Annotated in this window: 25 protein-coding genes and 1 tRNA gene; 19 read left to right on the top strand and 7 right to left on the bottom strand. The window is 69.1% G+C overall.

Going from position 1 to position 26,492, the window contains the following annotated elements; genetic code table 11:
- Positions 1-56: 56 nt before the first annotated feature.
- From plsX to WAE60_RS01020, 5 genes are all read left to right on the top strand, one after another.
- A complete protein-coding gene (gene plsX / locus WAE60_RS01040; protein WP_337684458.1) occupies positions 57-1,148 on the top strand; it encodes a phosphate acyltransferase PlsX in 1,092 nt (363 codons plus the stop codon).
- Positions 1,145-2,122 carry a beta-ketoacyl-ACP synthase III gene (locus tag WAE60_RS01035; protein ID WP_337684456.1) on the top strand — a complete coding sequence of 326 codons (978 nt, stop codon included), beginning with the start codon at positions 1,145-1,147 and terminating at the stop codon, positions 2,120-2,122. The genes plsX and WAE60_RS01035 overlap by 4 nt, the downstream gene beginning before the upstream one ends.
- Positions 2,123-2,312: 190 nt before the next feature.
- A complete protein-coding gene (locus WAE60_RS01030; RefSeq protein ID WP_029915189.1) occupies positions 2,313-2,615 on the top strand; it encodes an integration host factor subunit alpha in 303 nt (100 codons plus the stop codon).
- A 15-nt stretch (positions 2,616-2,630) separates the two neighbouring features.
- Entirely contained in the window at positions 2,631-3,062 is a 432-nt protein-coding gene (locus WAE60_RS01025) for a MerR family transcriptional regulator (protein ID WP_029915187.1), read from the top strand.
- Positions 3,063-3,147: 85 nt separating this feature from the next.
- Positions 3,148-3,224: transfer RNA gene (locus WAE60_RS01020), tRNA-Pro, on the top strand.
- A gap of 208 nt (positions 3,225-3,432) precedes the next feature.
- Here the strand turns inward: WAE60_RS01020 and WAE60_RS01015 are convergent.
- Both WAE60_RS01015 and WAE60_RS01010 read right to left on the bottom strand, forming a co-directional pair.
- Positions 3,433-3,660 carry a DUF2842 domain-containing protein gene (locus tag WAE60_RS01015; protein WP_029915185.1) on the bottom strand — a complete coding sequence of 76 codons (228 nt, stop codon included), beginning with the start codon at positions 3,658-3,660 and terminating at the stop codon, positions 3,433-3,435.
- A complete protein-coding gene (locus tag WAE60_RS01010; protein ID WP_029915183.1) occupies positions 3,657-3,920 on the bottom strand; it encodes a GlsB/YeaQ/YmgE family stress response membrane protein in 264 nt (87 codons plus the stop codon). Before WAE60_RS01010 ends, WAE60_RS01015 begins: the two co-directional genes overlap by 4 nt.
- 141 nt (positions 3,921-4,061) lie before the next feature.
- Between WAE60_RS01010 and WAE60_RS01005 the strand changes: the two genes are divergently transcribed.
- The 4 genes from WAE60_RS01005 (at position 4,062) to rpsI (ending at position 7,949) form a co-directional block, all read left to right on the top strand.
- Positions 4,062-5,093 carry a COX15/CtaA family protein gene (locus tag WAE60_RS01005; protein ID WP_337684450.1) on the top strand — a complete coding sequence of 344 codons (1,032 nt, stop codon included), beginning with the start codon at positions 4,062-4,064 and terminating at the stop codon, positions 5,091-5,093.
- A 78-nt stretch (positions 5,094-5,171) separates the two neighbouring features.
- The gene (locus WAE60_RS01000) at positions 5,172-6,680 is read left to right on the top strand and encodes an alkaline phosphatase (RefSeq protein WP_337684449.1); all 1,509 of its coding nucleotides are present in this window, start codon (positions 5,172-5,174) and stop codon (positions 6,678-6,680) included.
- Positions 6,681-6,998: 318 nt separating this feature from the next.
- The gene (gene rplM / locus WAE60_RS00995) at positions 6,999-7,472 is read left to right on the top strand and encodes a 50S ribosomal protein L13 (protein ID WP_029915178.1); all 474 of its coding nucleotides are present in this window, start codon (positions 6,999-7,001) and stop codon (positions 7,470-7,472) included.
- 3 nt (positions 7,473-7,475) lie between these two features.
- Complete coding sequence (gene rpsI / locus WAE60_RS00990) at positions 7,476-7,949, top strand: 30S ribosomal protein S9 (protein WP_035018686.1); 474 nt, start codon at positions 7,476-7,478, stop codon at positions 7,947-7,949.
- Between the two features lie 74 nt (positions 7,950-8,023).
- Here rpsI and WAE60_RS00985 read toward each other — a convergent pair whose 3' ends face one another.
- On the bottom strand, positions 8,024-8,713 hold the full coding sequence (locus WAE60_RS00985; RefSeq protein ID WP_051695911.1) for a Crp/Fnr family transcriptional regulator: 690 nt from the start codon (positions 8,711-8,713) through the stop codon (positions 8,024-8,026).
- Positions 8,714-8,947: 234 nt separating this feature from the next.
- On the opposite strand from WAE60_RS00985, the gene WAE60_RS00980 reads away from it, so the two are divergent.
- Positions 8,948-11,881, top strand: coding sequence for an AAA family ATPase (locus WAE60_RS00980; protein WP_337684447.1), 2,934 nt, complete (start codon positions 8,948-8,950; stop codon positions 11,879-11,881).
- On the opposite strand, the gene WAE60_RS00975 is transcribed toward WAE60_RS00980, so the two are convergent.
- Entirely contained in the window at positions 11,829-15,359 is a 3,531-nt protein-coding gene (locus WAE60_RS00975) for a cytochrome P450 (RefSeq protein WP_337684444.1), read from the bottom strand. The genes WAE60_RS00980 and WAE60_RS00975 overlap by 53 nt on opposite strands.
- A 21-nt stretch (positions 15,360-15,380) precedes the next feature.
- Positions 15,381-16,184, bottom strand: a complete 804-nt coding sequence (locus WAE60_RS00970; protein ID WP_337684442.1) for a hypothetical protein — start codon at positions 16,182-16,184, stop codon at positions 15,381-15,383.
- 423 nt (positions 16,185-16,607) lie between these two features.
- Here WAE60_RS00970 and WAE60_RS00965 point away from each other — a divergent pair, with 423 nt between their 5' ends.
- The 3 genes from WAE60_RS00965 (at position 16,608) to dusA (ending at position 20,673) form a co-directional block, all read left to right on the top strand.
- Positions 16,608-17,726, top strand: coding sequence for an acyltransferase (locus tag WAE60_RS00965; protein ID WP_337684440.1), 1,119 nt, complete (start codon positions 16,608-16,610; stop codon positions 17,724-17,726).
- A 10-nt stretch (positions 17,727-17,736) separates the two neighbouring features.
- Entirely contained in the window at positions 17,737-19,578 is a 1,842-nt protein-coding gene (locus tag WAE60_RS00960) for an alpha-amylase family glycosyl hydrolase (RefSeq protein ID WP_337684439.1), read from the top strand.
- A gap of 78 nt (positions 19,579-19,656) precedes the next feature.
- Positions 19,657-20,673, top strand: a complete 1,017-nt coding sequence (dusA, locus tag WAE60_RS00955) for a tRNA dihydrouridine(20/20a) synthase DusA (protein WP_337684437.1) — start codon at positions 19,657-19,659, stop codon at positions 20,671-20,673.
- A 12-nt stretch (positions 20,674-20,685) separates the two neighbouring features.
- Here dusA and WAE60_RS00950 read toward each other — a convergent pair whose 3' ends face one another.
- Positions 20,686-21,186, bottom strand: a complete 501-nt coding sequence (locus WAE60_RS00950) for a TIGR02281 family clan AA aspartic protease (RefSeq protein ID WP_337684435.1) — start codon at positions 21,184-21,186, stop codon at positions 20,686-20,688.
- A gap of 278 nt (positions 21,187-21,464) precedes the next feature.
- Between WAE60_RS00950 and WAE60_RS00945 the strand changes: the two genes are divergently transcribed.
- Positions 21,465-21,824 (top strand): hypothetical protein, encoded by a 360-nt coding sequence (locus WAE60_RS00945; protein WP_337684434.1) that lies wholly within the window; start codon positions 21,465-21,467, stop codon positions 21,822-21,824.
- A 6-nt stretch (positions 21,825-21,830) separates the two neighbouring features.
- On the opposite strand, the gene WAE60_RS00940 is transcribed toward WAE60_RS00945, so the two are convergent.
- Positions 21,831-22,064, bottom strand: a complete 234-nt coding sequence (locus tag WAE60_RS00940; protein ID WP_337684433.1) for a DUF1289 domain-containing protein — start codon at positions 22,062-22,064, stop codon at positions 21,831-21,833.
- A gap of 102 nt (positions 22,065-22,166) precedes the next feature.
- Between WAE60_RS00940 and WAE60_RS00935 the strand changes: the two genes are divergently transcribed.
- From WAE60_RS00935 to WAE60_RS00915, 5 genes are all read left to right on the top strand, one after another.
- Positions 22,167-22,532 (top strand): hypothetical protein, encoded by a 366-nt coding sequence (locus WAE60_RS00935; RefSeq protein WP_029915149.1) that lies wholly within the window; start codon positions 22,167-22,169, stop codon positions 22,530-22,532.
- Between the two features lie 47 nt (positions 22,533-22,579).
- Positions 22,580-23,458, top strand: a complete 879-nt coding sequence (locus WAE60_RS00930; RefSeq protein WP_337684431.1) for a nicotinate-nucleotide--dimethylbenzimidazole phosphoribosyltransferase — start codon at positions 22,580-22,582, stop codon at positions 23,456-23,458.
- 135 nt (positions 23,459-23,593) lie between these two features.
- On the top strand, positions 23,594-24,808 hold the full coding sequence (locus WAE60_RS00925) for an acyl-CoA dehydrogenase family protein (RefSeq protein ID WP_337684430.1): 1,215 nt from the start codon (positions 23,594-23,596) through the stop codon (positions 24,806-24,808).
- Positions 24,809-24,831: 23 nt separating this feature from the next.
- On the top strand, positions 24,832-25,296 hold the full coding sequence (locus WAE60_RS00920; RefSeq protein WP_337684429.1) for a hypothetical protein: 465 nt from the start codon (positions 24,832-24,834) through the stop codon (positions 25,294-25,296).
- Between the two features lie 20 nt (positions 25,297-25,316).
- Positions 25,317-26,474 carry an acyl-CoA dehydrogenase family protein gene (locus WAE60_RS00915; protein ID WP_029915143.1) on the top strand — a complete coding sequence of 386 codons (1,158 nt, stop codon included), beginning with the start codon at positions 25,317-25,319 and terminating at the stop codon, positions 26,472-26,474.
- Positions 26,475-26,492: the final 18 nt, after the last annotated feature.

Raw genomic sequence — 26,492 nt, 5'->3', positions numbered from 1 at the left:
GCCTGGCCCTCACCTTTGAACGGGCGGTGCGCCGCTTCTGGAGCCGATAGCGCCTCGTGCCTGATTCCGTAGTCATTTCGATCGACGCCATGGGCGGGGATCACGGTCCGTCCGTGATCGTCCCGGCCGTGGCGCTCGCCGCCAAGAGCCTGCCCGACGTCCGCTTCCTGCTGCACGGCGACGAGGTCCAGCTGAACGCCCAGCTGGCCAAGAACCCCGGCGCCCGCGCCGTCAGCGAGGTGCGCCACACCGACAAGGCCATCTCCATGGAGGAGAAGCCCGCCCAGGCCATGCGCCGGGGCAAGGGCACCAGCCTGTGGAACGCCGTCGAGGCGATCCGGGCCGGCGAGGCCGCCGCCTGCGTCTCGGCCGGCAACACCGGCGCGCTGATGGCGATCTCCAAGCTGATCCTGCGCATGGGGGCCAATCTGGAGCGCCCGGCGATCGTGGCCAGCTGGCCGACCATGCGCGGCGTCTCGGCCGTGCTGGACGTCGGCGCCAACGTCGAGAGCGACGCCAAGCAGCTGATCGAGTTCGCGATCATGGGCGCGGCCTTCCACCACGCGGTGCACGGCTCGGAGCGTCCGACCGTGGGCCTGCTGAACGTCGGCTCCGAGGACCAGAAGGGCCATGAGGAGGTGCGCGAGGCGCACGCCATCCTCAAGGACACCAAGCTGGACTTCGACTACCGCGGCTTCGTCGAGGGCACCGACATCGCCAAGGGTACGGTCGACGTGGTCGTCACCGACGGCTTCACCGGCAACGTGGCCCTGAAGACCGCCGAGGGCCTGGCCCGCTTCTTCGCCGCCGAGATCAAGACCACCCTGACCTCGGGTCCGCTGGCCATGCTGGGGGCGGTGATCGCCTCGGGCGCGTTGAAGAAGATGCGCCGGCGCCTGGATCCGGGTCGCGTCAACGGCGGCCCGCTGCTGGGCCTCAACGGCATCGTGGTCAAGAGCCACGGCGGGGCCGACGCCCTGGGCTACGCCTCGGCCATCCGCGTGGCGGTCGACCTGGCCCGCAGCGACTTCTCGGCCGAGATCGACCGCAACCTGAACCGTCTGACCGAAACCGGCCTCAAAGCCGGTGCAGAAGAAGAAACGGCCGGAGGCGTGTCGGGCGCCGAAGGCCAGGGAGCTTCCGAGTGAGCGTAATTCGTAGCGCCGTCACCGGCGTCGGGGCCTATCTGCCGGACAACATCGTCACCAACGACCAGTTGGCCGAGACCGTCGACACCAGCAACGCCTGGATCGTCGAGCGCACGGGCATCCGCCAGCGCCACATGGTGGCCGACGACCAGCCGGTCTCGGACCTGGCCTTCCGCGCCGCCCAGCAGGCGCTGGAACGGGCCGGCAAGACCGCAGCCGACGTCGACCTGATCATCGTGGCCACCACCACGGCGGACATGACCTTCCCGGCCACGGCCACCATCGTCCAGCGCAAGCTGGGCGCGCCGGTCGGCATCGCCTTCGACGTCCAGGCCGTGTGCTCGGGCTTCGTCTACGCGCTCAGCGTCGCCGACGGCTTCGTGGCCCGGGGCCACGCCAAGTGCGCCCTGGTGATCGGGGCCGAGGCCATGACCCGGCTGATGGACTGGACCGACCGCGGCACCTGCGTGCTGTTCGGCGACGGGGCCGGCGCCGTGGTGCTGGAACCGCGCGAAGGGCAGGGGACCACGGCCGACCAGGGCGTCCTGGGCTTCGCCCTGCGCGCCGACGGCACCAAGCAGGAGCTGCTCTATGTGGACGGCGGCCCGTCGACCACGGGCACGGTCGGCAAGCTGCGCATGCTGGGCAACCAGGTCTTCAAGCACGCGGTGGTCAACATCTCCGAGGCGATCTTCGCCGCCGCCGAAGTGGCCGGCGTGACCGTGCCCGAGGTGGACTGGTTCATCCCGCACCAGGCCAACCAGCGCATCCTGGCCGGCGTGGCCCATCGCTGCGGCATCGACGAGGACAAGGTGATCTCGACGGTCGCCCTGCACGCCAACACCTCGGCCGCCTCGATCCCGCTGGCCTTCGCCCAGGGAATCGCCGACGGCCGCATCAAGCCGGGCCAGCTGCTGCTGCTCGAGGCGATGGGCGGCGGATTGACTTGGGGCGCCTGCGTTCTCCGGCTTTAAGGCCAAGCTTGGCTGTTTTCGCCCGCTAGCTTGCGCTATCGTCTCAAGTCTTGGCCCTCAGCCTTTGACTCCACGCGATAATCGCGGCATGCAGGTTTGAGTTGATGAGAGCGCGTTGCAGAAACACGGGGCTCCACCCCGTCGGACGAGGGGCGCTCTGGGGTTTGTCAATCAAGCGTAAGGGGGCGTCATGAAAGGCGCGACATTGACCCGGGCCGATCTCTGCGAGGCGGTCCACGAAGAAGTCGGTCTGACCCGGCAGGACTGCGCGGGCCTGGTCGAACGCACCCTGGATCTGGTCGCCGAGGCGCTGGAACAGGGCGAGACGGTCAAGCTTTCCGGTTTCGGCGTCTTCCAGGTGCGCGACAAGCGGGCCCGCATGGGCCGCAATCCCAAGACCGGGGAACCCGCCGAGATCGAGCCCCGCCGGGTGATCGGTTTCCGGGCCTCGCAAGTCATGAAGGCGCGAATCGACCGCGCCTTGGGCGGCTAAGAAGGATTCGATGCGGTGGCGAAGGGGCCCAACGCCTTCCGCACGATTTCCGAAGCCGCCGAGGAGCTGGGCGTGCCACAGCACGTCCTGCGCTTCTGGGAAACCAAGTTCTCGTTCATTCGCCCGATGAAGCGGGCCGGCGGGCGGCGGTTCTACCGCCCGCAGGACATCGCCGTGCTGAGCGGCGTGCGCGCCCTGCTGCACGCCGAGGGCTACACCATCAAGGGCGTGCAGAAGCTGCACCGCGAGCAGGGCCTGACCCATGTGATCGCCGCGGGCCTGGGCGACAACGGCTCGGCCTCGCTGGACGGCCTGGCCGTCGCCGCCATCGTCGATTCGCCGTCGCACGTCGAGCTGGCCGACGAGGCGAGGGGGCGGCTGGTCCTGGCGCTGGACGACCTTCAGGCCGTGAAGGCCCGGCTGGACGGGCTTTTGCGGGGCGCCTGAGGCGCTTTCGAGCGCCGCTCAAAATCCCTCAGGAATCCCATTGCTCCCGGAGAAAGCCGCACCTATAAGGGCGCTCCTTCCGGATCGGAGCGTGGCGCAGCCTGGTAGCGCACTTGACTGGGGGTCAAGGGGTCGCAGGTTCGAATCCTGTCGCTCCGACCATTCCTCCTCGCGAGGATCGGGACCGGAAGAATGGAAAGGCCGCCCGAAAGGGCGGCCTTTTTCGTTGTCCGGTGCGGCTAACACTTGCCCCCTACGGATGGCTTCGCGAGGCTCTTCCCCCAGAGGGGGAAGAGCCTCGCGCCATGGGCTCCGCCCCCTACGGGGCGGACAGACCGCGAAGCGGTCAGGTGGGGCAAGTCCGTGAGCCTCAGCGCCCGATCGGCTTGTCCGCCTTGCCCATCCACGACATCAGCGGCATCAGCGGCAGGCCCCAGCCCATGCCCGCGACGACGAAATAGATCAGGTGCACGGCGCGATTGTTCGGCAGGTAGTCGTAGAGGCTGGTGAAGGCCCAGATCCAGGCGGCCAGGAACACCATGATGCCGATTCCGCCGATCAGCTTACGCAGGCGGGCGGGGATGAGGGGAGCGCTCAAGCGGGTCTCCGGAAGATGCTCGAAACAATGCCGAGGACGGCCAGGAAGAAGATCGCGCCCACGCTGGAGACCAGCAGGCTGCCGAGGAAGCCGTCGAACCGGAACTCCAGCCGCTGGGCGATGAACGTTCCGATGAACGAACCGACGACGCCGATCAAGAGCTTGGTGAACAGCGCATGGCGACGCGCCAGCACCAGGTCGGCGACATAGCCGGCCAGGATGCCGATCACCACGGCGACGAAGACGCCAACTCCGCTCATGAACCAACTCCACCCCCGAAACCGCCCCATCATCGCACGCGAGGCCTTACGCGTCATGAGGCCATGGACGCGGGGCGCTGTCAGGCGTACGGCAAGGCTTCGCCGTATTTCGGCCCCCAACTGACGTTTTTACCGGCTGTCATGACGTCCTTCTTGCGTTCCGATCGTTCCAGGCCCGTCGCCATCTGGCTGTTCGCCGTGGCCTTCCTGGTCTTCTGCATGGTGGTGGTCGGGGGCGCGACCCGCCTGACCGACTCCGGCCTGTCGATCACCCAGTGGAAGCCGATCATGGGCGCGCTGCCGCCGATGTCGGACGAGGCCTGGCGGGCCAATTTCGAGCTCTACAAGAAGATCCCGCAATACAGGCTGGTCAACGCCGGCATGACCCTGGAGGCCTACAAGGGCATCTTCTGGTGGGAGTGGGCGCACCGGCTGCTGGGTCGTCTGGTCGGGGCGGCGTTCGCCATCCCGTTCGTGGTCTTCCTGGTGCGCCGGATGATCCCGCGCCGCCTGATCTGGCGCTGCGCGGTACTGTTCGGCCTGGGCGGGCTGCAGGGCCTGGTCGGCTGGTGGATGGTGTCCAGCGGCCTGTCGGAGCGCGTGTCGGTGGCCCCCGAGCGCCTGGCCATGCACCTGGGCCTGGCCCTGATCCTGTTCGTCGCCCTTGTGTGGACGGCCCTGGACGCCTGGTCGGGCTCGCCGCGTATCGAGGAGCGCACCGACTGGCGTGGCTGGGCCCTGGCCTTCCTGGGCGCGGTGTTCTTCCAGAGCCTGCTGGGCGCCCTGGTGGCCGGCAACGACGCGGGGCTGGTCTATAACGACTGGCCGCTGATGAACGGCGCCCTGGTGCCGGCCGAATACGCCGGCCACGGCCTGTGGGGCACGATCGCCCACAGCCAGGGGGCGGTGCAGCTGCACCACCGGCTGATGGCCTACGCCCTGTTCGCGGCGGCGGTCGTCGTCGGCGTGGCCGCGAGCCGGTCGCGCCGCCTGCCGCAAGAGGCCAAGACGACCGCCTTCGTGCTGGTCGGGGTGGTCTGCCTGCAGGCGGGGCTGGGGATCTGGACCTTGATGGCCGCGGTGCCCCTGGCCTTGGGCGTGCTGCACCAGGCCGGGGCGGCGATCCTGCTGGCCACGGCCACGACCTTCGCCTGGCGCGTGCGACGGCCCTAGACCCTTTCAGGGCGAGCGCACAACGAACTGTCACGAAACTTCAGCACAGGACGTTCGACGTCCTTGCTGGAGCTTCCCGTGACCCGCGCCTCCCTGTTCCTCGCCGCCGCCCTCATCGCCTTTTCGGCCCAGGCTCAAGCCGCGCCCAAGGCCGCCAAGCCGGCCAAGCCGGCCGCCGCCGCGCCGGTCACCAACGCCGCGCCCGGCGACGCCTATTACCAGGCCGGCCAGGCCGCCCTGGCCAAGGCCCTGACCGTCAATCCGCGCACCGGCAAGGCCAAGAACATCATCCTGTTCCTGGGCGACGGCATGGGCATCTCGACGGTGACCGCCGGCCGCATCTACGAGGGCCAGCAGCGCGGCGTCGACGGCGAGAGCAATTCGCTGTCGTTCGAGAAGCTGCCCTGGACCGCGCTGTCCAAGACCTACAGCCATGACACCCAGGTCACCGACAGCGCCGCGGGCATCACCGCCATCACCACCGGGGTGAAGACCCGCAACAAGATCATCGGCCTGACGGGCGCGGCCAAGCCCGAGAGCTGCGCCAGCGAGGCGGGGACCCGCGTCGAGACCATCGCCGAGCTGGCCAAGGCCCACGGCCTGTCGGCCGGCGCGGTGACCACCACCCGCATCACCCACGCCACCCCGGCCGGAACCTACGCCCACACCGCCTATCGCGACTGGGAGGGCGACAGCGACATGCCGGCCGAGGCCCTGTCGGGCGGCTGCGTGGACATCGCCCGCCAGCTGGTCGAGGCGCCGGCCGGGGTCCGCCTGGACGTCGCGTTCGGGGGAGGGCGCTCGCGCTTCCTGCCCGAGGCCAAGGACGGCAAGCGCGCCGACGGCCGCGACCTGACCGCCGAGTGGCTGAAGACGCCGGGCGCGGCCTATGTGACCACCGACGCCGAACTGGCGGCCCTGGACCCGGCCAAGACCGGTCCGGTGCTGGGCCTGTTCGCCAACGAGCACCTGCCCTACGAGGTCGAGCGCCCGATCCTGGGCGAGGGCGTGCCGACCCTGGCGGCCATGGCGACCAAGGCCGTCGATCTTCTGTCGAAGAACCCCAAGGGCTACTTTCTGCTGGTCGAGGGCGGCAAGATCGACATGGGCAGCCACCTGAACAACGCCAAGCGGACCCTGACCGAGACGGTCGAGTTCTCCAAGGCGGTCCAGGCGGTGCTGGAGAAGGTGAACCTGGACGAGACCCTGGTGATCGTCACCGCCGACCACAGCCACGGCCTGGTGATCTCGGGCTACGCCAACCGCAACGCCCCGATCCTGGGGCTGGCGGGCAACGAGGGCGAACCGATCCTGGCCGGCGACGGCAAGCCCTACACCGTGCTCAGCTTCGCCACCGGTCCCGGCGGTCCGGAAGGCTCGAACCTGCGCGGCGACCCGACCAAGGAAGACACCGACGACGTCGACTATCACCAGAACGCCACCGCCAACCTGCCCAGCAGCGCCCACTCGGGCGAGGACGTGGGCGTGTTCGCCGACGGTCCGGGGGCCTATCTGGTCCACGGCGTGGTCGAGGAGAGCTTCATCTACCAGGTGATGCGCCACGCCTACGGGTTCGACGCCCAATAGGAACCGTCATCCTCGGGCTTGTCCCGAGGACTCCTCTGTCCGCTTCATCATCGACGGCCATTCGGGGCGCTGCGTTCGCGGCGCCCCGTTCTGCGTTTCAACGGCGGTTGAAACAGGGGGCTCGGGACAAGTCGAGGATGACGGGCCACAATGCGGTATTATGATACCTCATCACGAAATCCCTTGTTCCATAAGGGTTTGCGGAGTTTCTTGCGCGCGCATTGTTGACAGGCCGCGAACGCTCCTGTACCTGCCGCCCCTCACGCAGACGGAGCCGCTTCCTTGGCCCCCGACGCACAAGGAATACGGATCAATCCCATGCAAAAGACCACGGCTTCCCTGAAGCCCGCCGAGGTCGAGAAGAAGTGGATCGTGGTCGACGCCCAGGACGCCGTTGTCGGTCGTCTGGCGACGTTCATCGCCATGCGTCTTCGCGGCAAGCACCGTCCCGACTACACCCCGCACGTCGACTGCGGCGACTTCGTCGTCGTGATCAACGCCGACAAGGTGAAGTTCACCGGCAAGAAGCTGGACGACAAGGTCTACTACCGCCACACCGGTCACCCGGGCGGCGTCAAGTCGACCACCCCGCGCAAGCTGCTGGAAGGCCGCTTCCCGGAACGCGTCCTGGAAAAGGCCGTCGAGCGCATGCTGCCCAAGGAAAGCCCCCTGGCGCGCAAGCAACTGACCCATCTGCTCATCTACAACAACGGTGAGCACCCGCACCAAGCGCAAAGCCCGGAAGTCATCGACTTCGCCGGCCGCAACGCCAAGAACACCCGGAGCGCCTAAGTCATGTCTGAAGCTCAAGGCTTTGACGCGCTGGCCAGCCTGTCCAGCAACCCGGAAGCTGCCGCTCCGGCCGAACCCAAGATCGACGCCCAGGGCCGCGCCTACGCGACCGGCAAGCGCAAGAACGCGATCGCTCGCGTCTGGATCAAGCCGGGCAAGGGCTCGATCACGATCAACGGTCGTGACCAGGAAGTCTACTTCGCCCGCCCCGTGCTGCGCATGATGATCGCCCAGCCCCTGGAGGTCACCGACCGCCTGGGCCAGTTCGACGTCGTCGTCACCGTGGAAGGCTCGGGCCTGTCGGGCCAAGCCGGCGCGATCCGTCACGGCCTGTCCAAGGCCCTGACCTACTACGAGCCCGGCCTGCGCCCGGTCCTGAAGCCGCACGGCTTCCTGACCCGCGACAGCCGCGTGGTCGAGCGTAAGAAGTACGGCAAGGCCAAGGCCCGCCGCTCCTTCCAGTTCTCGAAGCGCTAAGCGTTTCGGACCTGCATCCGAAGAAAGAGGCCGCGGTTTCCGCGGCCTCTTTTTTTGCCTCGAACCCGGCCTGCCTAGGCGGGATGGGCCTCGACGCTCTGTCCGACGGCCCGGAAGACCGCGCGTTCCAGTTCGGGGATGTCGAGGAATTCCAGCGACCGGCGATGGTTCCGGATGATGTTCATCTGGGCCAGGCTGCGCATCTCGCGCGTGACCGCCTCGCGATGGGTGCCGATCCGGTTGGCCAGCTCGGCGTGGGTCGGGGCGCGCGGGATCCGCGTCGCGACGGCGCCATCGCCCCGCGCCATCCGCAGCAGCTCGCAGTGCAGCCGCGCCTGGACGTTCAGGGCGCTCAGCTCGAAGACCCGCTCGGTCAGGCGGCGCACCTCGAGGGCCAGCCGGCGGGCCAGCCAGAGGGCCGCCACGGGCGAGGACTCGACGCAGGCCATGAAGTCCTCGCGGGTCATCATCCGCAGGCGCACGTCCGAGGCGGCCACGACGCTGGCCGACCGCGGCTTGCCGTCCAGGGCCGCCAGTTCGCCGAGGATCGAGCCGGGTCCCAGGTCGCGCACCGAGACCTCGCGCCCGTTGTTGGAATAGAGCAGGACCTGGACCTCGCCCTCGACGACGAACATCACGTCGGTCGCATGCGCGCCGACGCTGAAGATCGTCCGGCCCCTCGGCGCCCGGACGGTCCGCATGCGCGCCTCGACCTGGCTCCGCAGCGTGGGGTCGATCAGGAACAACAGGCCCTGGTCTCCCATCCTCTTCTGCTCGATATCCACCGCCCGCCCTCCAGAAGTGGGTCGAGAATACGCGCTCCGGGCAGGGTCTTGCAATCGAAGCGCGTGCTTCGCGCGCGAAAGCTGTGTCCTTGCCCTGGCTTAGGGCACCGACCGGACCTCTTCGAGAGGTTGCGGTCGCGTGAAAGTCTATGGCGATACTACTTTTAGCTGTGATAGCGTTTCGCCATAGCGAACCTGGGGGGCTAGGGGCGTATGGAGAAGGCGAGCGCATCGTCAGAGCGCAGGATCATCACGGTCCTGGCGGCGGACATGGTCGGGTCCACCCGGCACATCGCCGCCTGTGATCCCGACGAGGCGCAGGCCTTCCTCGACGTCTGGTTCGAGCATGTCAGCGAGGCCGTCGAGCGCGCCGGCGGCCTGCTGGTCCACTACGAGGGCGACGGCGGCATCGCGGTGTTCGGGTGGCCGGGCGCGCTGGAGGATCACGCCGACCGCGCCTGCCAGGCGGCGTGGACCATCGCGCACCCCGCCGTGGCCGCGCCCGGACCGAACGGGGACCCCGTGTTCTTCCGGGTTGGCCTCCATTCCGGGCTGGTCGGCCTGAGGGAGATCCATCGCCACGATCGGCCGCGTTTCGACGTGTCGGGCGCCGTCGTGCACGTGGCGGCCAAGCTGCAGCAACGGGCGGGGAGCGGCCAGGTCCTGATCAGCGGCGAGGCGCTGAACCTGTGCCGGCATCCTGTCGAGGTGGTCCGCGAAACGCGCGAGGAGGCGCTGGGTGAGCTGGGCGTGGACGCCTATCGGCTGGCGGCCCGGCCCGAGCGGCGCGATCCAGGCTCCGTGCCGTTCCGCTATCGCTGGCCCATGGTCGGCCGGGACGGCGAGCTGGCGGCCCTGCGCGAGCTGTTCTCGGCCGGGGGCGCTCGGGCGTCGGCGGCGCTGATCGGCGAGGCGGGGATCGGCAAGACCCGGCTGGCGGCGGCCGCGGTGAACGAGGAGCTCGCGGCCGGGAGCCGGATCCTCACCTTCCAGGGCGACGGCCAGAGGAGCACCACGCCCTTCGCCGCCGCCCGCGAGCTGATCGAGCGCCTCGGCGCCGAGCCGGGCGATCTGGCGCGTGGCGGGCTCGACGAGGAGGAGGCGGCCGTCCTCGAGGCCGTCGTCGCGCCGGCTCGCCGCGAGGACGCCCGTCCGCCGGCCCGTTGGACCCCGCTGCAGGTCGCCCGGATCTTCGCCAAGGCGTTCGCCGCCCGGATGGGCGGCGACCCCATCCTCCTGCTGATCGAGGACCTGCATCTGGTCGACGCCGAAAGCCGGCAGTTCCTGAAGCTGCTGGCGACCGAGACCCCGCCGCCCGCCCTGCGGCTGCTCGTGACGGGGCGTCCGGAAGCCTGGAACGACGCGGGCGAGATCGCGTCGCTTGTGCTGCGCCTGGAACCGCTGGGGCGGATGGAGATGAAGGCCCTGGGACGCTGCCTCTGGCCGACCCCGACGGTGTCCGAAAGCTTGCTGGAACAGGTGCTGGACCGTGCGGAGGGCGTGCCCTTCGTGCTGGAGGAGCTGGTCCGTTCGGTGGACGCCGAGGGCGCCGACGCTTTCCGGCGCCTCCCCCAGGGCGTGGAGTCGGCCATCCACGCGCGGCTGCAGCGGGTGTCGCCCCGGGCCAGGGGACTGGCCGAGGCGCTCAGCCTGCTGGGCGAGGAGATCGAGATCGACCTCGCGCGCGAGGTCCTGGGCGCCGATCGGGACGCCTTGCTCGACGACCTGGCCGAGCTGGAGCGCTTCGCGTTCCTGCATCCGGCGACCGGCCAGACCACGCGCTTCCGGCACCAGATCATCGCCGAGTCCTGCGCCAACACGATCAGCCGTTCCCGACGCCGGGACCTGCACCAGGCGGCGCTGGACACGATCCTGGCCCGTGTCGGTCCCGCCCTGGCCGGCCGCTACGAGGGGCTGTCCCTGCACGCCGAGGGCGCGGGCGATGATCGCGCCGCCCTGGACTATCTGTGGGAGGCCGGCCTGGAGGCGCGGCGCAGCGTCGCCGGCGGCTCGCTGAACCTGATCTTCGATCGCGCGGTCCGGGTGACGACGCGCATCGGCGCCGACGCCGAGAACCGCTTCGTCGATTTCGTGCTGATGGTCTGCGCCTCGATGCTGCAGTTGGGCGAGTTCCGGAAGATGAACACCCATCTGCCGCGCGCCGTGCAGGTGGCCCACGCCCGCGGCCGCCCCGACCAGGTCTGCGTCGCGCTCTCCCAGCTGGGCATGCTCTGCTGGTTCGAGGGGCGCTACCAGGAGGGGCTGGACGCCACGACGCGGGGCCTGGAGATGGCGCGGGCCATGGAAGCTCCGGCCCTGATCTTCGCCCACGAGGTGATGGCGACCAACATCCTCCACGACATGGGGCGGGTGGACGAGGCGATCGCGCGGCTGAAGCGGCTGGACGAGATGCTGGTCGGCGATCTGGCGACCGCGCGCCTGGGCGCGCCGGCCCTGCCGCGCGCCACGACCCACGCCTTCCTCAGCTGGTTCATGAACGCCGTCGGACGCTATGCGGAGGGCGTGGACCACGCCGAGCGCGCCCTGGAGATCGCGGTCACCGCCCAGGACGCCTATTCGGAGGTGCTGGCCCGCAGCTCCCTGGGCCGGAACCTGGTGAATCTCGGCCGCGACGCCGAGGCGGCGGAGTGCCTGCACCGGGCGCTCGATCTGGCCGAGCTCAACGGCTACGACGCGATCAAGGCCAACCTGACCGGCGCGCTGGCCACGGCCCTGACCCGCGCGGGCCGCCCCCACCTGGCGATCCAGCGCGTCCAGGCCTGCCTGGCCAAGAATCTACATCAGCGGACCGGGCAGCTGGAGGTCTACTATCTGCATGTCGGCTACGCCGAGGCCCTGGTGCGGACGGGCGAGGTCGAGCGCGGCCTGGTCGCGCTGGAGCAGGCCCTGGCGATCGCGCGCGCCGTCGACAGCCCCTGTCTGGTGGTCGACGGGCTGGGACTGAGGTCCCGCCTGCTGGCCGAGCTGCGCCCCGGCTCGGACCTCGTCGAGGTCGATCTGGAGGAGCAGCGCGAGATCTGCGCGCGCGCCGGGCTTGTCGCCTGGAAGCCAAGCCCGGCGCGCGCGCCCGCGGTCAGACCGTCGGCGTCACCGGCGTCGGGGGCGTCGGGGGCGTCACCCGCGTGAACCGCGCGGGAAGGCCGATCGTCACGTTGCCCTTCTTCTCGGGCCTGCCGCCGAGGCCGGCCGGTCTGCGCAGCCGCTTCAGGCGGCCGGCGGCCCGAAGGCATTCCTCGAGCACGATCATCGCCACCTTGTCGCGGCCCCAGCACTTGCGGTCGCTGCGGTCGTCGCCGAACAGCAGGTATTTCTTCCAATTCCGGACGGGGCCGGTCGGGTCCACATAGGGGCTGAGCGAGAAGCGCCGAGGGTTCTTGAAGACCTTTCCATCGAGATTGGCGGCCTGGATCACGCAGCTGACCCATTCGCCGGCCTTGATCTTGGCGCCGCTGCTCAGGGTCTCGTCGGCCACGCAGTAGCGCATCCGGACCGGGGCGTTGGGATTGAGCCGCTCGGCCTCGTAGATCAGCCGCTGGAGGCCGTTGGGCTCGCCCGGTTTCAGCGGACCGGTCGGCGGGTTCCCTTCGAGCAAGGGCAGCAGGCTGGCCAGGTCGATCCGGAAATCGAACAGGGCGCCCATCACCGACGCGAAGGTGAGCGGAATGGTCGCCATGCTGGTGCCGACGAGCTCCAGCAGGATCGTGGCGGTCTGCCGGTAGTAGAGCTGCTCAGCCGCGCTGCCCGGCGGATAGGCGACCGGGTCGCTGACGGCGTTGTGGACGAAGGCCTCCAGCAGCGTGGCCGGTTCGTCGAGCCGGCCGTTGGCCTGCAGCGCCGCCCGCGCCCGAGCGCCCGCTTCCGCCAGCAGGCCGTCGATGTGCGCGCGCATTTCCAGGCCGGCCTGGTGGGAGAAGGCCCGCAGCATCGCCTGGACCTGCAGGTTGCCGATCAGGTCGGCCAGGATCAGGACCGACCACACCTGGAGCGTGACGGCGGGCGGATGGTCCGGCTTGCCGTTTCGGTCCAGCCAGTCCTCCGGCACCTGGGTGCGGTTGAGCCGCCCGAACGGCAAGGTGTCCACCAGGTCGCTCAACCGGCTCGGGCCCGGCACGCCGAAGACCTTGGCCATGACGGCGTAGGTGGCCGGCGCCGCGAGGTCCTTGACCAGATCGAGCCGTCGGGCGTCGCCGATCCCGTCGATCGCCGCGCTCAGCGCCGCCTGGGCGCTTTCCCGCAGAAGGGCGGGCAGGCTCGTCTGTTGGTTCGCGAAGCTGGTCCCCAATCGGCCCCAAGCCTGCCGCAGCAGGCGCGACAGCTGCTCGCGACTGCTCGGCGTGGGATCGGCCGTGTCCGTGGCGACCAGCATGTCCTCGCCCGCGATCACCTGGGCGGCCTCGCGATAGTGCCGGACCGAGAAGTCCTGTCCGTCGCCGCGCAGGATCTTCACGACATCGCCGTGCCGGGCGACGAAGACCATCGTGCTGGGGCCGTCGGGGTCGGGCGAGGCGATGCGAAGGCGAGGGGCTTGGCCTTTCCCGAACCCGAGGCGCTTCAGCCGCCTGGACGTGAACAGGCCAGGGGTGTCGCAATCGCCCAGGGCGTACCCGTCATAGGGCAGTTCCTGCGGCTGCGGCGCGAAGGTTTTCCCCTCCGCCAGGGCCTTGACCACCGGCACGCCCGGCGCGAAGAAATAGTCTCCGCCTCGGGTGACCACGAAGCGGCGCAGACGGGTGACGGGGGCTACGGCGCCGGCTTCCAGGAAGCTGTCGCCCTCCCGACCGTTGTGGGATCCCAGGACCGGGCAGCGGCCGAGGCCGGCCTGGCCCAGGAACTCGCCGCCGTTCATCCATTCGGACTGGATGACCTCGAACTGCACGTCGATCCGGGCGTTGGCGGCGACGAACAGCAGGCCGCGCCGTTCGTCGGTCTTCGTCACGTCCGGCGGGAGGAGGGGGCCTCCATAGCTGATCGACCGTCGGAGGATGCGGTGACGGCTGGCCGCCTCCCGTCCGCCGATGTCGCGCGGATTGGTGCGCCGGATATGGGCGCCGAGGGGGCACTTGCGCCCGTCCGGATCGCCGACGGCGTAGCGGAAGTCGTTGAGCCGGGCTTCCGTCAATCCGGCGGCGTCGGGCGCGCCGGGAGAGAGAACGAGCGGCGTGCCGTCGGGCCAGCGGCCCATCATCTGGGCGGCCAACTTCGCCTGGGCGCTGGTGTCGCCCGGTCGCTGCGTGGCGAGGAAGGCGCGGAAGTCGACCACGTCCTGCTCCAGCTTGCGGAAGACCAGGAACGTCGAGCCGGCGCGCAGGTCGGCGCTGATCGGCAGTTGGTGCAGCGCGCCTTTCTCGTCGGGTTGGTCGAGGAAGATCTCGCCCGGCTCCACGGACTTCCAGGTCCGGTTCGGAAGCGGTCGTCCTCCGCCGGGCGGCGTCGGCGCCAGGCCCAGGTCGACGAAGGGCTGGCTCAGGCCGTCACGGAAGCCGAAGTGCTCCACGCGGGGCTCCTGGGTAAGCGGAACGTCACCCGGCACCGTGTAGGGGTCCTGGCCCAGTTCGACGTGGACGATCTCCATGCCCAGGCTGCGGAAGAGCAGCGACATCCAGTAGCGGAGCTTCTCGCCATGCCCGTCGGCGGGGTCGTTGAACGCGGCGACGTCGTTGCGGACCGCCTTCCAGAAGACCTCGTCCAGGTCGCCCTGGGGAAAGCCGCCGCCGCCCGAGAAGTAGCCGTGGATGCTGGGCAGCCCCAGTTCGCCTTCCCACTGGTCCGGGTCGCTGGGCCCGGTGTCGTGCAGGCGGGCGGCGCGGGCGGCCATGCCTTCCTTGAAGGCTTCGGGAAAGGACGCCAGCGTCACGGGGTCCAGTTGCAGCGCCGTCAGGCCCGAGAGGGTGAAGGCCAGGTTCACCGGCAGGGGGCGGTCGGCCGGGCCGTCGTCGACGCCGCCGACTTCGCCCCGCAAGGCGGCCCGGCTTTCATCCTTGTCCGGGGCGAGCGAGAGGCCGGCTTGCCGCAGGACCTCGAACAGGGTCAGGGTCGGCAACGAGCCGATCTGGGCCTCGGCCTTCCGACAAGCGGCCAGCAGCGCCGTCCTGTCGGCGACCGGTCCGCCGGCCATCTGGGTGATCAGCGTCATGCCGTCCAGGATCTCGCGGGGCGTCAGCCTGCCGTCCTTGAAGCTCTTGTCGACCCAGGCGAGCAGCGGGTCGTTGGTCGGCGCCCCGCCCGTGGCCGTCGCCTTGAGCGACGTGGCGCCGGCCATCTCGCGAAGCCGGTTGAGCAGGGGCTCGGCGTCGGCGCAGGCGATCAGCTTCAGCCAGTCGCGGAAGACGTCGACCGATCTTGGTTCGTCGTCGCGCTGATGGGCGTGCAGCAGGGCGGGATGGGCGAAGTCCAGCCACAGGGCTTCCTGGTGGGCGGCCTTGTCCGGGCAGGTCTCGATGCGCGTCTTGGTCGCCTTGATCTCGTCGTCGTCCAGGATGCGGAAGAAGAAGAACAGCAGCCAGTCGCGCGGCTTCTTGCCGGGGCGCTTGGCGGGACGCAGGAGGTTGGCCTGGACGTCCTTGCTGGTGTGTCGGTCGATCGGAATGGCTCCATCGGCGCTCATGGCCGGCCCCCTTTTGTTGGATCAGCTTTGGCGGAACAGTCCGCTGGGCGTCGGGAAATCGTGGGCGATCTGCTGGTTTTCGCGCAGGAAGGCGTCGAACAGGGTGTTGAGATTGGCGGCCTGTCCGCCCTGGGCCGGCCTCACCTGGGCCACGAAGGCGTCGAAGCGCTGCTTGAACGCCTCCAGATGCTTGATCCGCGCGACGCTGAGGTCCGAATAGGCCGCGTAGAACAGGCTGGTGTTGATCTGGTAGCGTCGGACCCACAGCCAGAACTTCTCGAAGTCCCTCGTCCTCGGGAAATCCTCGCAGTTCTCGAAGATGAGATCGAAGGCGTCGGCCAGGTATTCGGCGATGTCGCGCATATAGACCCGGAGGTCGCCGTCGAATTCGACCTGGGTCAGAAGGAAGCTGTTGAATTCCGAGGACGCCGGCGCGGTCGGAGGGCTGGAAGGCCGCGCCAGGGTGAGGAATTCGTCGAACGGCTCGGGGACGACACCCGGGATCACCGTGCTCGGAGATGTCGCCACGGGCGTCGGCTGGTTCGGACCCGCGACCGCGGGCGGGGCGGGCATGTTGAAGTAGCGGACATCCTTCACCGAGGAGCCGACCAGATACTGCTCGGGCCGCAGGATCGTCAGTCGGCCGAAATGGATGGCTGGGACGCGGTTGAGGTCGATCGGGAAGCCCTGGCGGTGCCGCTCGGCCAGGCCGTCGATCAGCGAACGCAGCCGCTCCTCGTAGGTTCGGCGCTCGTTCGGCACGCAGCCCTTCTTGATCGGCGACAGCACGGCGATCTCGGACATGCCGCCGATGGTCTTGGACACGGCCCAATTGAGCCGGCCGCCTCGGGTTCCGGGTTGCCTCATGTTCAGTCCCCCTTTTCGCGCAACGTTCCTGTGAAGCTTTCTGCAACCTTAGGGATTCTATAGGAACGCCGCACCCTTGAGATGGCGCTCCGCCGAAGAGCCGTCTTCAGATCGGAGCCCCCTCCGCCGCGACCTTGCGCCTCGTCCGGAAGCTTCGCGGTGCCAGGGCTCACGGCGCGTGTGTGAGATTCACCACGGTCGCCCGGCCGCGGCTCGCCGCCCCCCACCTCGGGCGTCGGACGTGTTTTCAAAGATTTGCATCAATTTGCATTGTGCCGTTCTGTCGGAGCGGGCAAACAGGCTTCGCAAAATGACGCCGAAGAGCGTCTCCGGTGCACGGCCCAGTCGGGAAGTTTGCATCTGTTTGCTATGGGGGCGGAGATGCGACGCTACGATCGGCCGGAACTGGATGGCCTGAGGTTCTTCGCGTTCGCCCTGGTTCTGGTCTTCCACCTGCCGGACTATCTGCCGCTCGCCGCGGGGCGGCCCTGGCTGGCCGACGTCCTGACCGCCGGCGCGTTCGGCGTGCCGATCTTCTTCCTGCTGAGCGCCTTCCTGATCACCGAGCTGCTGGCGCGCGAGCACGAGGCCCAGGGACAGGTGCGCGTCGCGGCCTTCTACGGCCGCCGCATCCTGCGCATCTGGCCGCTGTATTTCATGGTCCTGTTGGGCCTGACCGCACTCGAGCGCTGGACGCCGGGCGTGGGGCCTGCCCGGCCCGACCAGTTCGCCGCCTTCGCCTTGTTCTACGCCAACTGGCATATCGCCTTCCAAGGCTGGGTCGCCGGTCCGGTCGATCCGCTGTGGAGCATCTCGGTCGAGGAGCAGTTCTACCTGCTGGTCCCGATCCTCATGGCGCTGGCGGGGCGCAGGGCGATCACGGCCCTGGCGCTCGCGGTCCTGGCCGCTTCGTACGGCGCGATCTGGCTGTACGCCGTCCATCCGACCGCCGGCGACAACGGGCAGTGGACCAACGGCCTGGTCCAGGGCCAGTTCTTCGCCGCCGGCTGCCTGCTTTCCAACCAGCTGCGCGGACGCGTCCCCAGCTGGCGCTGGCCTGTCCGGCTGGCGCTGCTGGCGGCCGGCGCGGCGGCCTGGCTAGTCGCGGTCCGCGTCTGCGGCGTCAAGAGCTGGGACCCGCAGTCGCCCACGCCGTGGCACGCCCTGGCGGGCTGGGGGCTGGTCCTGGGCGGGACGGTCGCGATCTTCCTGTCGACCCTCGGAGTCGATGGGAAAGCCCTGCCGTCGGCTCTGACCTATGCCGGGCGCATCTCGTACGGCCTCTACGTCTTCCACGCCTTCGTCCTGCACCTGGTGTTCCACCAGGTCCTGCCGGCGCTGGACGGCTGGCGGCCGGGCTTCTCCCAGACCCTGGCGGGCCGGGGCGGGGGTCTGGTCGCGGCGATCCTGCTCCTGGGCCTCGCCGCCCATCTGTCCTACCGGTTCCTCGAGACGCCCTTCCTGCGGCTCAAGGCCCGGCTGGCCGTCGTCACGCGCTAGGAGTTTCCCGATGCCTCGCCACAGCCTCATCGCGCCCCTGGCGCTTTCGGCCCTGCTGCTGGGGACCAGCGCCGTCGCGGCGCCGGCTCCGGCCCGCTTCCCGGCCGACCGCCTGCCCGAGGACGAGATCATCTATCTGGTCATGCCCGACCGCTTCGAGAATGGCGACCCGGCCAACGACCGGGGAGGGCTGGCCGGCGGCCGCGACAAGACCGGCTACGATCCGACCTCGAGGATGTTCTACCACGGCGGCGACCTGAAGGGCGTCATCGACCGGCTCGACTACATCCAGGGCCTGGGCGCGACGGCGATCTGGCTGACGCCCGTCTTCACCAACCAGACCGTCCAGTACGAGCCCGGGCGGGAGATCGCCGGCTATCACGGCTACTGGCCGCTGAACTTCCTGGACGTCGACCGGCACCTGGGCGACCGCGCGCTCTACAAGGCCTTCGTCGACGCCGCCCACGCCCGGGGGCTGAAGGTCTATCTCGACATCGTGGTCAACCACACCGCCGACATCATCCAGTATCGCGAATGCCGCCCGCGCGGGTGCCTCTACCGGAGCCAGGCCGACTATCCCTATTCGCGTCGAGGCGGCGTCCGGGGCGAGCCGATCAACGACGGCTTCACCGGCCTTTCCGGCCAGACGCCGGGCAATTTCAAGCGGCTGACCCGGTCGGACTACGCCTACACCCCGTACGTCCCCGAGGCCGACCGCGCCGCCAAGCAGCCCGCCTGGCTGAACGACCCGCGCTTCTACCACAACCGCGGGGAGTCCACGTTCGAGGGCGAGAGCTCGCAGCTGGGCGACTTCGCCGGGCTGGACGACGTCATGACCGAGGACCCCAGGGTGCTGGCCGGCTTCATCGACATCTACGGCCGCTGGATCGACGACTTCCGCGTCGACGGCTTCCGGATCGACACCGCCCGCCACGTCAATCCGGAGTTCTGGCGGGCCTTCGTGCCGGCCATGCAGAAGCGGGCCGTCGCCGCCGGGGTGACCAACTTCCATATCTTCGGCGAAGTGATGAACGACGACCCGGCGATCCTGGCGCGCCACACCCGCGTCGACGGCCTGCCGGCGGTCAACGACTTCGCCTTCCACAAGGCGATCGTCGATGTGGTCGCCCGCAACAAGCCGACGGCCGAGCTGGGCGAGGTGTTCGACAAGGACGCGCTGTACGAAGGCGGTCCGGCCGCCGCACGGCGCCTGGTCACCCTGATCGGCAATCACGACGTCCTGCGGCTGGGGCGCACCGTCCGGTCGGCCAATCCCCAGGCCGACGAGGCCGAGTTGCTGAAGCGGACCATCCTGGCCAACGCCCTGCTGCTGACCGCGCGGGGCGTGCCGGCGCTCTATTACGGCGACGAGCAGGGCTTCACCGGCGTGGGCGACGGCGACCATGACTCGCGCGAGGACATGTTCGCCAGCCAGGTGGCCAGCTACAACGCCAACCGCCTGATCGGGACCTCGGCGACGACGGCGTCGTCGAGCTTCGACCCGTCCCATCCGCTGTACCGCGAGATCGCCGAGCTGACCCGGCTGCGCCGGCAGGAGCCGGCCCTGCGGCGCGGGGACCAGATCACCCGCTACGAGACCAAGGGGCCCGGCCTCTTCGTCTTCTCCCGGCGCCTGGACGGCGAGGAGGTGCTGGTGGCCGTCAACACCGCGGCCGAGCCCAGGACGGCCCAGGTCCAGGTCGAGACCGCCTCGACGGACTGGCGCGGCCTGCGGGGCCAATGCGCGGCGAGCGCCCTGGCGCCGGGCGCCTACGCGGTCAGCGCGCCGGCCTTCGGTTACGTGGTCTGCAAATCGACGGGAGCGGTGCGACCGAACGCGCGGCTTCCATGATCGGGGGCAAATATCGTACTAGGGCGCGCTCAAGACCAACTTGAACGGGTTCCAGGGCCTCCGGGCCGGTTTCAAAGAATGCAGACGTTTCCGCCGCACAGACTGTCCGTCGCCCCGATGATGGACTGGAGCGACCGCCATTGCCGGTCGCTGCACCGCGTGCTGTCGCGTCGGGCGTTGCTGTACTCGGAGATGGTGACCAGCGGCGCGGTGCTGAACGGCGACCGCCAGCGGCTGCTGGGCTTCGACGCCGGCCAGCATCCGGTGGCGCTGCAGCTGGGCGGCTCCGAGCCCGCCGAACTGGCCGCCGCCGCCAAGGTTGGCGAGGACTGGGGCTATGACGAGATCAATCTGAACGTCGGCTGCCCGTCCGACCGCGTCCAGAGCGGCCGGTTCGGCGCCTGCCTGATGCGCGAGCCGCAGCTGGTGGCCGATTGCATGGCCGCCATGGCCGCGGCGGTGAAGGTCCCGGTCACGGTCAAGTGCCGGATCGGGGTCGACGACCAGGATCCCGAGCAGAGCCTGTTCGAGCTGATCGACCTGTCGGCCCAGGCCGGCGTCACCAGCTTCGTGGTCCACGCCCGCAAGGCCTGGCTGAAGGGGCTGTCGCCGAAGGAGAACCGCGACGTGCCGCCCCTGGACTATCCGCTGGTCCATCGGCTCAAGCGCGAACGGCCGGACCTGACCATCGTGATCAACGGCGGGATCCCGGACCTGGACGTGTCCCTGGCCCAGCTGGAGCACGTGGACGGGGTGATGCTGGGCCGGGCGGCCTATCACGAGCCCGGCCTGCTGGGGCAGGCGGACCGCCGGGTGTTCGGCGAGGACGTCTCCGACATCGACGACTTCGAGGCGGTCGAGCTCTACAAGCCCTACATGGCCGGCCAGCTGGCGTCGGGCGTGCATCTGGCGGCGATGACCCGCCACATGCTGGGCCTGTTCCACGGCCTGCCGGGCGCCCGCGCGTGGCGGCGAATCCTGACCGTCGAAGGGGTCAAGGCGGGGGCGGGCCTGGACGTGGTGGATCGCGCCGTGGCGGCCGTGCGCCAGGCGGTCGACGCCCGCGAGGCCCGGACGCTGGAAGTGGCGGAGTAGGGCTCTAGGGCTCTAGGAGCGCAGGACCAGGGCGCGGGGCGTGGCCTGGAAGCTGGACAGCCGGCCCAGATAGCTCATGCCCAGCAGCGAGGTCTCCAGACCCTTTTCGACGACCAGGGCCTCGACGTCGCGGACTTGGGCGCCGGCCACCGACACGCTGGCCAGCTTGACCGAGGCGGCGCGGGTCTCGCCCGAGGCCGTCATGACCTTGTAGTTGTAGTCCAGCGCCTTGGTGTCGATGCCCAGGCGCTTGGCGTCGGTCTGGCTGAGGGCCACGGCGGTCGCGCCGGTGTCGATCAGGAAGCGCACCGCGCGGCCGTCGACCTTGGCCTCGGCCCAGAAGTGGCCGTCGGCGGCCTTGACGATCTGGGCGGCGCCGTCGTCGATGGAGGCCGCGACAGGGGCGGGGCCGCGCAGGTCCGGCTGGCGCAGATCGTCCAGCGACACGACGGCTTTCGCCGCCCCGACCGCCGAGAGCGCGCCTACGATCGCGATGGTCGCGAACTTGAGCATCGAAGTCACCCCGCCATACAGGCTTTGTGGCCGTTTCTACGACCGTTGCCAGGCAGACTAGCGGGCAATGGGTTTTCAACCGGTGAATCGATCCCGGCGCGACCTCGCTTGGTTAATTAATCGATAATCGATCAGCAAATTAAAAATCTGTAATACTTGGCGATAACATCATTACATCTATGTAATCACTCAATATGACTTCGATTTAACTTAAGATGATCGAACATTTCCGGCAAATTACCACTCGCAAGTTCAGTGCTTATCGAGGGAACGTCGCCATGAAAAAGATCATCGTCGCCGCGGTTGTCGCCGCTTCGGCCTTCGCCGGAGCCGCCCAGGCCGGCGCCTCCGCCACCAATTTCGAGTTCCTGCAAGCCGCCCGCTGCCGCGGCCTGGCCGCTTCCGAAGGTCTCGGCAAGGTCGACACCGCCGGCATCGACGCGTTCCTGCGGCAGGAAGGCGTGAGCCGCGAGCTTCCGGTGCGCGTCTCGGCGAAGAACAAGATCGCCGACGCCCAGAAGGAAGGCGACAAGGCCGAAGGCGCCAAGAAGGACAAGCTGCTGGCCGAACGGTCGAGCGCCTGCTCGGCCTGGCTGAACGGCGCGTCGACGGGCGCGGCCGTCAACACCTCGAACTAAGGGCCTCTAGCCTTGGCTGGCCATCAGGTTGGCCATCGGATCCGGGCGATGGGGAAGGGCGGCCATGATCGCGGCCCGTTCCTCGTCGCTCAACCGGGCCCAGCCGGCGATCTCGGGAAGGGTTCGCCGGCAGCCCAGGCAGAAGCCGCTTTGGCCGTCCACCGCGCAGACCTTCACGCAAGGCGTCGCGATGGGACGGGGCGGCGTCTTCAGCGTCTCAGGGGGCGTGGCCGAGGTCATGACCCGTATTTCGCCGTTCCAGGCCGGCCGCGCAAGGGCGGCCCGCGGCGAGACCCCGTGCGTCGATCGCGTTCGTAGTCCCAATCCTCCAAAGGAGCTTCCATGCGTATCCTGACCCTCACCGCCGCCGCCCTGCTCGCCGTTTCGGCGACCGCGCCGGCCTTCGCCGCCGATCGCGTCAGCGACGGCGAACTCGTGCGCGCCTCGCGCTGCCTGGGCCTGGCCAAGGCGGCGAACCTCGGCGCTTCGGACGCCACGGCCCTGCAGGCCTTCGTGAAGACCCAGAAGCGGGGACGCGATCCGCTGGTCCAGGACCGCGCGGAGGCCGCCGAGCGCAACGCCGCCTCGCAGGCCGGCAAGGCCAAGGACGACATGAAGGCCTCGCTGATCGCCGAACGCGACGGCGCCTGCAAGGCGCTGGTCGAGAACTCGTCGACCGCGACCGCCGCCCAGCCGGCCGGGGCCTGACCTCTCGGCTCTTTGCATCGGGCGCGGGCTGGCTTAAGTCCGCGCCCATGATCGCTTCTCCCTTCGACGACATCCGCAAGCTGGCCGCCGACGCGCCGGCCGTTCCGACCTCGACCTTCGCGGGCGGCGACCGCCTGGCGGAAATCTCGGCCTGGCTGACGGACTGGACCGGCAAGACGCCGCCGGCGGTGCTGCGCCCGGTCGTCGCCCTCTATGCCGGCGCCCGCCAGGGCGTGGGGCCGCGCGGTTGGGCCCGCGAGCGCCTCGAGGCTGTCGCCGCCGGCGGGGCCAATGTCTGCCGCATCGCCGGCGTCCAGGGTGCGGGGCTGGAAGCCTTCGACCTGGCCATCGACCGCCCGACGCCCGACGCCGTCCAGAAGGCGGCGATGAGCGAGAAGGAATGCGCGGCCACCATGGCCTTCGGCATGGAAGCCCTGGCCAAGCAGCCCGACCTGCTGATCCCCGGCGTGATCGCCGCCGAAACCGACCGCGCCGCCGGCTCCCTGGCCTTGGCCCTGTTCGGCGGTGAGGCCTCGGACTGGAGCGACGCGCCCGAGCCGATCGCCGCCGCCGTGGCCCGCGCCGCCGCCGAGGACGACCTGTCCGACCCGCTGGCCGCCCTGCGCCAGCTGGGCGGGCGCGAGACCGCCGCCCTGGTCGGGGCGATCCTGGCCGCCCGGGTCCAGAAGATCCCGGTGCTGCTGGACGGCTACGCCGCCTGCGCCGCCGCCGCCGTGCTGCACGTGCTGGACCCCGCCCTGGTCGCCCATTGCCAGGCCGGCCATGTCGGGACCGCCCGAGGCCATGCGCGCTTGCTGCAGGCGCTGGGCAAGCGGCCGCTGATCGCGCTGGACATCGCCGAGGAGGAGGGTGTCGGCGGGGTCACCGCCCTGGCCCTGGTCCGGTTGGCCTGCGAGGTCCGCTGAGGCCTTTCCGGGCTCAAACTGATCGTTGTTTACGTTGACGCTAAGGTCATCTTTCCAAACGCTCGTTCGAGCCCTAAGGTGACTCCCGAAAGTCAAAGACGGCCCCCGAAGAGGGTCGATTTCCGGGAGTCCGCCATGAACCTCGATTTCTCGCCCGAAGACGTCGCGTTCCGCGACGAGGTGCGCGCCTTCATCGCCGAGAACTATCCCGCCGGCCTGCGTGAAAAGCAGGAGGAGGGCGAGGAAATGGCCAAGGAAGACTTCCTGTCCTGGCACCGCACCCTGGCCAAGAAGGGCTGGGTGGCCCCGGCCTGGCCGGAGAAGTACGGCGGCCCGGGCTGGTCCTCGGTCCAGCGCTACATCTGGTCGGAAGAGACCGCACGCGCCGACTGCGTGCCGATCCTGCCGTTCGGCATCAACATGGTCGGGCCGGTGATCTACACCTTCGGCACGCCGGAGCAGAAGGAACGCTTCCTGCCGCCGACCCTGTCGGGCGACATCTGGTGGTCGCAGGGATACAGCGAGCCGGGCGCGGGGTCGGACCTGGCCAGCCTGAAGACCAAGGCCGAGCGCTTCACCGGCGACGACGGCAAGGAATACTACCTGGTCAACGGCCAGAAGACCTGGACCACCCTGGCCCAGCACGGCGACTGGATCTTCTGCCTGGTCCGCACCGACCCGACCGCCAAGATCCAGGAAGGCATCTCGTTCCTGCTGATCGACATGAAGTCGCCGGGCGTGACCGTGCGTCCGATCATCACCCTGGGCGGCGAGCACGAGGTCAACGAGGTCTGGCTCGAGAACGTCAAGGTGCCGGTCGAGAACCGCATCTACGAGGAGAACAAGGGCTGGACCTGCGCCAAGTTCCTGCTGGCCCACGAGCGTAGCGGCATCGCCGGCGTGGCGCGCTCCAAGCGCGGCATCGAGCGCATCCGCCAGATCGCCTCGACCGAACTGGGCGACGACGGCCGGCCGCTGCTGACCGACCCGGACTTCAAGCGCAAGGTCGCCGACCTGGAGATCGACCTGACGGCCCTGGAATACACCGAGCTGCGCACCCTGGCCGGTGAAGCCGCCGGCAAGGGCCCGGGCCCGGAATCCTCGGTCCTGAAGATCAAGGGCACCGAGATCCAGCAGCGCATCACCGAGCTGGTGCTGGAGGCCGCCGGCCACTACGGCGCGCCGTACTTCCGCGGCTTCCCGAAGGACGGCGACAACGCCCATCCGATCGGCCCCGACTTCGCCCATCGCGCCGCGCCGACCTATTTCAACGTCCGCAAGACGTCGATCTACGGCGGCTCCAACGAGATCCAGCGCAACATCATCGCCAAGATGGTGCTGGGGGTTTAGGGCGTCGGGCGCGGAGCGGGGCGATGAACCGGCTCGGGCTGGTCTTGGCTGTCACGGTCACGGTCGCTTCGTTCGGAGCGGCCGGCGGCGCTGTGGCGGGCCAGGTTCCCGAGGCCTCCTCGCGAGCCGTCGGCCAAGGTGTCGTGCATCGCACGCGCCTGGCGCCCGGCGAAGCGCCGGTGCTCGCCACCTTCGTCGGGCGCTCCGGAGATGTGCTCTGGCGTTCGAACGCGGAGGCCAAGACCGGCTGGCGGGGCGAAATCCGCTATCTCGGGGATAATCAGGGCCTGTCGCGGTTCGAGGTCGTCGAATTCGCTTCGCGCGCCGGGCCTTCATCGACGATCGGCTTCCTGGCGAAAACGCCCGGCCGCGTGACGCTTCCGTTCAAGGACGCCGACGTCTTCCTAATCGTAGAAGCCGTGAAACCAGAGGGCATGACCTATCATCTGGAAGCGGTGATCCAAGACGAACAAGTCGTAGACGAATAGTCTTCAGAGGAAACCAAGGGATGGATTTCAACTTCACCGAAGAGCAGTCGATGGTCCGCGACACGGTCGCGAGCTTCCTGCAGGACAAGTACGACTTCGAGACCCGCCGCAAGATCGTCAATTCCGAGACCGGCTGGCGCCAGGACTACTGGAAGGCCTTCGCCGAGGAGCTGGGCATCCTGGGCGCCTCGTTCAGCGAGGAGCTGGGCGGACTGGGCGGCGGCGCCATCGACAACATGATCATCATGGAGGAGTTCGGTAAGGCGCTGGTCATCGAGCCCTATCTGGGCACCGTGGTGATCGGCGGCGGCTTCATGAAGCACTCGGGCTACGCCGGCGCGGCGTCGGTGATCGAGGGCATCGTGGCCGGCACGACCACCATCGCCTTCGCCTATGGCGAGCCCCAGGCCCGCTACACCTGGCAGGACCTGAAGACCACGGCCAAGAAGGACGGCTCGGGCTACGTCCTCAACGGTCACAAGGCCGTGGTGGTCGGCGCGCCGTTCGCCACGCACCTGGTGGTCACCGCCCGCACCGGCGGCGCCCAGCGGGACACGGGCGGCGTCTCGGTGTTCCTGGTCGACAAGAGCCTGCCGGGCATCGTCACTCGCGACTATCCGACGGTGGACGGCAACCGCGCCTCGGAAGTCTTCTTCGAGAACGTCTCGATCCCCGCCGACGCCCTGATCGGGCAGGAGGGCGGCGGCCTGCCCCTGGTCGACAAGGTGATCGACGAGGCCACGGCCGCCGTCGGCGCCGAGGCCGTGGGCGTGTTGCGCAAGCTGCACGAGGGCACCCTCGACTACGCCAAGCAGCGCAAGCAGTTCGGCACCGCCATCTCCAACTTCCAGGTGCTGCAGCACCGGATGGTCGACATGTTCATCGAGCTGGAGCAGGCCGTGTCGATGACCTACATGGCCACCATCAAGCTTTCGGAGAGCGACGACGAGCGCGCCAAGGCCGTCTCGGCCGCCAAGGTCCGCATCGGCCGCGCCTGCAAGTTCGTGGGCCAGAACGCCATCCAGATCCACGGCGGCATGGGCATGACCGACGAACTGGCCATCGGTCACTACTTCAAGCGCGCCACTCTGATCGAGGGCCTGTTCGGCTCGGTCGACCACCATCTGCGGCGCTACGAATCGCTGTCGTTCGGGCCCGCGACCGGCAAGGCGGCCTAAACCGCCTACGGACAAGCA

Origin of the sequence: Caulobacter sp. CCG-8 (assembly GCF_037402475.1) — a bacterium.
In the GTDB taxonomy this organism is placed as follows: domain Bacteria; phylum Pseudomonadota; class Alphaproteobacteria; order Caulobacterales; family Caulobacteraceae; genus Caulobacter.
Note: the sequence above shows the minus strand (reverse complement) of the source record. Positions and strands in the feature narration are given on the sequence as shown.